The sequence below is a fragment of the Ideonella azotifigens genome (assembly GCF_006519715.1).
In the GTDB taxonomy this organism is placed as follows: Bacteria; Pseudomonadota; Gammaproteobacteria; order Burkholderiales; family Burkholderiaceae_C; genus Ideonella; species Ideonella azotifigens.
The window spans coordinates 1-1,181 of sequence record NZ_VIDT01001129.1 but is presented as its reverse complement, the minus strand read 5'-3'; the positions used below and the strand labels follow the sequence as shown (position 1 = coordinate 1,181).

Genomic DNA, 1,181 nt, shown 5'->3' with positions numbered 1-1,181 from the left:
GCGTCCTGCCGCGCCGAGCCGGCCACCATGTCGAAGCGGAACATGCGGCACTCGATCGGGCCATTCCACATCGGCACGCGGCGGCTTTCCTTCAGGCGCAGCAGGCTGGGCAGCTTGGCTTCTGGCGTGAGCACCCAGGCGGTCCAGCCGCTGTAGTGGGCTTTCCAGTGGGCGGCCAGGCGGCGGTAGAAGTCGCTGGCGTCGGCCGCGCCTTCGAAGGCTTCGCCCTGGATCGTCTCCGGCTCGGCGCGACTGTTCGGGCCGGCCTGGTAGACGTGGCGCTGCCCCGCGCCCTTGGGCGCGATGCGCTCGCCGTAGGGCGGGTTCATCAGCAGCGTGCCGTGGTCGGCCGGGGCCGGGCGCTGCAGCGCGTCGGCCGTCTTGAATTCGATCGCGTGGGCCACACCGGCGCGCTCGGCATTGCGGGTGGCGAAGTCGGTCATGCGGAAGGAGACATCACCGGTCCAGATCGGCACGCTCGGCGCGTGCACCAGGGACTGGGCTTCTTCGCGCAGGTGGCGCAGCATGTTCAGGTGCTCGCGGAACGGCAGCAGCTTCTCGAAGGCGAAGCGGCGCAGCATGCCGGGCGCGATGCCGCAGGCAATCTGCGCGGCTTCGATGGCGATGGTGCCGGCGCCGCAGCACGGGTCCAGCAGGCCACCGTCTTCTTCGCGGCCCTGCCAGCCGGCAGCGGCCAACATGGACGCGGCCAGCGTCTCCTTCAGCGGGGCTTCGCCCTTGGCTTCGCGCCAGCCGCGCTTGAACAGCGCTTCGCCGGACAGGTCCACGCTGAGGCTGGCCTGCTCGGGGCCGACGTGCAGCACCAGCGCCAGGTCCGGGTAGCGGGTGTCGACACTCGGGCGTTCGCCGGTCAGCTCGCGCAGCTGGTCGCAGACGGCGTCCTTGATGCGCAGCGACGCGAAATTCAGGCTTTGCAGCGGTGAGCGCCAGGCCGAGGCGTCCACCCGCAGGGTTTCGCGCGGCGTGATCCAGGCGTCCCAGCGCACGCTGCGCGCCAGGTCGTAGAGGTCGTGCTCGTCCCGATAGGGGCCGGCGGCCACCTGCCACAGCACGCGCTGCGCGAGCCGGCTGCCGATGTTGAGCCGCATCGCGTGTTCGGGGCCTCCGTCCACGTAGACACCACCGCGGCCGGCTTCGACCACGGTGCCCGGCGGCAGCAG

The 1,181-nt window shown here is 71.4% G+C and carries 1 protein-coding gene; it reads right to left on the bottom strand.

Features of this window, described 5'->3' with window-relative positions; translation table 11 throughout:
- Positions 1 to 1,181: THUMP domain-containing class I SAM-dependent RNA methyltransferase (locus FKP22_RS31090; RefSeq protein WP_375140641.1), on the bottom strand; the 1,181-nt coding region annotated here is incomplete at its 3' end.